The following is a 4,771-nucleotide window of genomic DNA, read 5'->3' as shown; positions in this document are numbered from 1 at the left end:
TCTTGGGAATTTATAAAGGGTGTCTTTCCATTCTGCGGATCTTTTACGTCCCTCTGCTTTATAAATAGAAAAAACCATCCGGATGTGAACTTCCGGATAAAAATAAGTGCAGCAGAGGAAATTGTATTGCTCTCTGCTGCACCGGTTATTCAATCCAAATCCATTCTCCCGCTCACATTTTAGCCGCTATGGCATCATGGATAAGCCCTGCGTAGGCTTTGGTTCCTTCATTATTGGGATGGATATTGTCGCCGCCGAGCCATTCGGGATGTTTTGTCACTTCCGCCTGCCAGTCAACCAGGGTCACATTGGGATACTGTTCCGCAATCTGTTTCAGATAGGCATTGTTGCTGTCCTGCCAGCCGGTGGCCGGGCAGTGGACTGTAACCCAGAAAATGTGGCGGTTTGGCCCCAGATAGTTCAGGAGGGCTTTTGTTTCTTCTTCATACTGTCCGTCCAGGGGGCCGTTGGTGCCGAGGGATATGACCACCGTATTTCCCAGAAGCCCCATGGAATCGATTTTCTGTGCGATTTCCAGTCCGGCCCCTACATAGCGGGAAACTTTGGCATCAATATAGCAGTCAGGCAGTACGTCCCGTATGTCCATGGCGGAGCCCAGCATGACGGAGTCGCCAATGCAGGCTACATGGTCAAGGGCAGGACGATCTTTCTGCTCCTTTTCCTCCTGCACGGGAAGGGCTTCTACAGACTGTTCTTCCAGCATTTTTTCGTTTTCCGCAAACCGTTCTTTCATTTCTCCCATGTCTGCTGTCTTTGTGTCGGCAGAATTCCAGATACCCCGGCAGCCATAGGCCATGAAGGGGAAGGCCGGAAGGGAAATGAGGAGAATCACCACTGCCTGGAGAACGGTCTTCCTGGGATGGAGGGCGCGGCGGAGCGGGAAGGAGAAGATGCGGGTAAGGATATCGGTCCACAGGGCCAGAAGGACAATGAGGACAAATTCCAACGCTTCCATGGCATAGGGCATGGTGTCTTCCCATTTCATGCAGCGGAAAAGGAAAATCACAGGATACTGCCAGAGGAAAATGCCATAGCTGTATTTTCCGATCCACCGGAAAAGAGGATTATCCATGATTCGGCCAAAAGGAAGGCTCCTGTCACCGGTCCATGCCAGAAGGAGCAGGAAAAGCACAGTGTAGGCGCTCATGGCCCATTCATAGACCACCGGCATCTGTCCGTCCAGGAGAACGTAGCCTGCCCCGGCCAGAAGAAGGCAGAGCACATAGAGGAAGGAAATGATTCCTTTTTTCAGGGATGAGCTTTCCTTCGAGGAGGGCTGATGGGCCACATACAGTCCCCAGGCTGCGCCAAGGAGAAGGGCATAGATTCTTGTATCCGTACCGTAGTAGAGCCTTGTCATATCCATGCCTTCGCCATATTCCAAAGGCATGACTGCCATGGCGCCCAAACCGGCCAGGCCGAAGAAAGCAGCTCCTGCTCCGGGGCTGAAAAGTTTGGAAACACCCAGATACAGAGCATACAGCAGAGGCCATAAGAGGTAGTACTGGATCTCAATGCCCAGAAACCACAAATGGGTAAAGGGAGACTGGCTGGTAATCCGGGTGAAATAGTCTGCACTTTCACTGATCTGCCACCAGTTGTTCACTCCCAGAAGTACGGAAACCACCTCCGGTCTGACCGCCCGGATCATATCCGGCGCAAAGAAGGAATACAGGCCCACGGTCATGAGAATCATAATGATGAGAGAAGGATAAATCCGCTTGATCCGTTTCCATACATAGGCAGGGAGGGAAAAAGAATGGGCTGCCCTGCTTTTTTCACTTGTATAGGCCAGAAGAAAACCGGTCAGCACAAAGAAAAGCGAAACGCCCAGCCATCCGCCCCGGAAGGTATGGGGAAACATGTGAAACAGGGTCACCCCTGCAATAGCCAGGGTGCGGAGTCCATCCAGCCCCGGAATACGCTGTCCTCCGTTTTTTGCCCGGGCAGAGGACGGTCCCGTTTTTGTATCAGAAACAGTGTCTTTCACTGCAGTGTCATAGTTTTCCATTTTTCTTCTTCCTTTCCGGAAACAGTTCCGGAAATTTGATTTGATCATGCATACAGATCTGTATGCCCTCTCGTAAACGTCCTATATTTTATATCATTTTCTCCCCTTTTTCCATATAAAAATCCCCTTTTCCACATGGAAAAAAGGAGATATACGGTTCATGTATCCAGAGGGTTCGAAAAAGAAAAAAGGCTGACGGAGCCTTCGGGCCCAAGGCCCGTCAACCCTCATGTTCAAAAGTAAGAATCCTTTCAAAAAAAGACACCCCCTTTGCAGAGGGCGTCTCCTTTATCACTCTCATATCATTTTACAATATCCGCAAAAGCCGGTCTGCCGCCCATGGATTCAGCACTCTTCACAGCGTCAAGAATGGCGAGGCGGATTGCTTCTTCTGCCAGGTATCCCACCGTGTCCACCGGTGCTTCTACCGTACCGGAAGCCATAGTAAAGACCGTATCTCCATCCATGGTGGTATGTACGGGACGGATAGCCCTTGCGTAGCCGTCATGGGCCATGCCTGCCACTGCTTTGCATTCCGCTTTTGTCAGTTTCGCATTGGTGATAACGCAGCCGATGGATGTGTTGGTACCCATCTGCCGTTTAAAGCCATGCATCATCAGGTCATGGGAAGAGATGAAACCATGGTCGTCATCTGCCAGAGCACCTGCCAGAACAATATCCTTGTCATAGATTTCCCCGCAGGCATTGACTGCCATGTAGGCACCTACATACAAGCCGCCGGGCAGTCCGAATTCCGCATAGCCGGCACCGCTTTTCATGGCGTGTTCAAAGCCCCGGAGCTTTCCTACGGAAGCGCCGGTACCGGCGCCATAGCAGCCCACGGGAAAAGTATCGGATGCTTTGGATGCCGCTTCGTAGCCCATTTTGATATCGGGATGGACATGGGCATCACCAATGGCGAGATCAAAGAGCACAGCACCGCATACAATGGGCACCGTAATGTCTCCTACCGGAAATCCAACGCCCTTTTCTGCCAGATAGTTCATAACGCCGCAATCGGACTCAAGTCCAAAGGCAGAGCCGCCGGAAAGAACCACTCCATGGATTTTCTGTACGGTTTTTTCAGGACTCAGCAGGTCTGTCTCCCTGGTGCCCGGTGCGCAGCCTCTCACATCAACGCCGGCAGAAGCGCCTCCTTCCGGCGCAAGAATCACGGTAACACCGGTAAGTCCTTCCCTGTTTTCTGCTGTACCAATGGTAAATCCCGGTACATGGAGTGTCCTTGTTTCCATCAGTAATCTCCTTTTCTGGCCATAGAAAGGCACAGTTTTAAATCTTCCGGAATGGGGGCTTCAAAATGCAAAGCCTCCCCGGTAATCGGATGTTTCAGGTCCAGGGTCCATGAATGCAGTGCCTGCCCTTCAATGGGGAAATGATCCTTTTTCCAGCCGTAGAGGGGATCATTCACCACCGGATGGCCGATATGGGCCATATGAACGCGGATCTGATGGGTGCGGCCGGTTTCCAGTTTCAATTCCAGCCAGGAATAGCCGGGCATGAATTCCATGACCCGGTAATGGGTTACTGCCGGCTTCCCTGTCTTAGGCTGTACATCCCACTTCATGCGGTCCTTAATGCTGCGTCCCAGAGGAAGACGGATGACTCCCGTATTTCCTTCCATCTGTCCGTGCACCAGTGCCACATAATGGCGCTGGGCCTCATGGGCGCGGATTTCTTCCTTCAGCACAGGAAATGCCCGGGCCGATTTGGCTGCCACCATCACGCCGGAAGTATCCTTATCCAGCCGATGGACAATGCCGGGGCGGATGGGATCCTCGCAGGCACTGAGAAGTCCAGGACCGCAGTGAAAGAGAAGCGCATTGGCCAGGGTGCCGTCCGGATTGCCAAAGCCCGGATGCACCACCATACCCCTGGGTTTATTGATTACAATCATATCCTCATCTTCATAGAGGATGTCCAGCGGAATGTCCTGAGGCACCAGTTCCAGCTCCTTTTTCCCTTCCCAGGAAAAGGAAATCTCATCTCCTGCTTTCACATGGTAATTGGCACGGATCATCTTATTCGGAAGAAGAAAGGCCTTTCCTTCCTTAATCCATTTCTGCACTTCCGAACGGGTCAGACCCGATGCGTCCTGCAGGACCCGGTCAAGCCTCGTCCCTTCCTCTTTTTCTGAAATATGGCAGGTTATCTGATTCATGAACTATGTCTCCAAAAATAAAAAGCAATAAGGCCCACACCCAGGCAGATAAAAATATCCGCCACATTAAAAATAGGCCAGATGCGGAAATCAAAGAAATCCACCACGCCTCCGATGCGGACACGGTCTATGCCGTTCCCCAGGGCGCCGCCCAGAAGCATGCCCACTGCCGCAGGAAAATACAAAGGCTTTTCCGGAATCTTTTTCCGCATCAGGAAAAAAGCCACAAAAAGAACAACCACTATGGCCAGGAAAAACCAGTCCTGATGAGGCAGTATGCCAAAGGCAGCACCGGGATTGATAATATAGGTCAGATGGAACACATTTTTAATGAGCGGTATGGTTTCTCCCAGTTCCATATGATTCTGTACAATCCATTTCACCAGCTGGTCCAGTACAGTCACGCAAAAAGCAGTTAATAACGCAGTCATAAAATCCTCCTGCCTTGTATTATACCATATGGATACAGGTTCAGAAGGTTCAGGGAATTCAGAGGGCTCCTGGTTTTGACACGCCTTCGGCGTGAGGGAGGATACCCCCATCCACCTCTATGAAAACTC

4 protein-coding genes are annotated in these 4,771 nt (G+C 51.3%); all 4 read right to left on the bottom strand.

Annotated features, from left to right (window positions below; all coding sequences use genetic code 11):
- Positions 1–172: 172 nt before the first annotated feature.
- The 4 genes from ACI4N7_RS02220 to lspA all read right to left on the bottom strand — a co-directional run bounded on the left by ACI4N7_RS02220 (position 173) and on the right by lspA (position 4,642).
- Complete coding sequence (locus ACI4N7_RS02220) at positions 173–2,032, bottom strand: acyltransferase family protein (RefSeq protein WP_439731739.1); 1,860 nt, start codon at positions 2,030–2,032, stop codon at positions 173–175.
- A gap of 302 nt (positions 2,033–2,334) precedes the next feature.
- Positions 2,335–3,285: a P1 family peptidase gene (locus ACI4N7_RS02215; protein ID WP_439731738.1), complete on the bottom strand. Its 951-nt coding sequence runs from the start codon at positions 3,283–3,285 to the stop codon at positions 2,335–2,337.
- Positions 3,285–4,211, bottom strand: a complete 927-nt coding sequence (locus ACI4N7_RS02210) for an RluA family pseudouridine synthase (protein WP_439731737.1) — start codon at positions 4,209–4,211, stop codon at positions 3,285–3,287. The genes ACI4N7_RS02215 and ACI4N7_RS02210 overlap by 1 nt, the downstream gene beginning before the upstream one ends.
- Positions 4,208–4,642, bottom strand: coding sequence for a signal peptidase II (gene lspA, locus ACI4N7_RS02205; protein ID WP_439731736.1), 435 nt, complete (start codon positions 4,640–4,642; stop codon positions 4,208–4,210). Before lspA ends, ACI4N7_RS02210 begins: the two co-directional genes overlap by 4 nt.
- Positions 4,643–4,771: the final 129 nt, after the last annotated feature.

This window comes from Dialister sp. (assembly GCF_051885895.1).
Classification (GTDB): Bacteria; Bacillota; Negativicutes; order Veillonellales; family Dialisteraceae; genus Dialister.
This window is presented reverse-complemented; position numbering and strand designations above follow the sequence as displayed.

Bases quoted from the DNA above. Each gene is read 5' to 3' on its own strand.
- ACI4N7_RS02220 (WP_439731739.1), bottom strand. From the start codon at position 2,032: ATGGAAAACTATGACACTGCAGTGAAAGACACTGTTTCTGATACAAAA.
- ACI4N7_RS02215 (WP_439731738.1), bottom strand. From the start codon at position 3,285: ATGGAAACAAGGACACTCCATGTACCGGGATTTACCATTGGTACAGCA.
- ACI4N7_RS02210 (WP_439731737.1), bottom strand. From the start codon at position 4,211: ATGAATCAGATAACCTGCCATATTTCAGAAAAAGAGGAAGGGACGAGG.
- lspA (WP_439731736.1), bottom strand. From the start codon at position 4,642: ATGACTGCGTTATTAACTGCTTTTTGCGTGACTGTACTGGACCAGCTG.